Origin of the sequence: Streptococcus sp. DD10 (genome assembly GCF_001578805.1) — a bacterium.
Classification (GTDB): Bacteria; Bacillota; Bacilli; order Lactobacillales; family Streptococcaceae; genus Streptococcus.
Genome location: NZ_KQ969235.1, coordinates 1 through 234, shown reverse-complemented (window position 1 = coordinate 234; position 234 = coordinate 1). Strand labels below are relative to the sequence as shown.

Here is a 234-nt window from a genome sequence, read left to right as displayed (position 1 = left end):
CCAGGTCAACCAGTAGATCCATCAGATCCAAACTCACCAGTATGGCCTAATACTGATGCTGTTAAGAACCTTGAAACATCTAAGACAGTAACACGTACAATCAAGTACCGTTACAACGATGAAAATGGTGCAGAAGTAACAGCTGATGTTGTTCAAACAGTAACCTTCACACGTACAGCAAACATCAACTTGGTAACAGGAGATGTGACCTACGGTGACTGGTCAGCAGCTCAA

General features: G+C 43.2%; 1 protein-coding gene. It reads left to right on the top strand.

The features are described 5' to 3' along the window. The coding region (locus STRDD10_RS11330; protein WP_197458358.1) for a mucin-binding protein at positions 1-234 on the top strand (234 nt) is incomplete at both ends.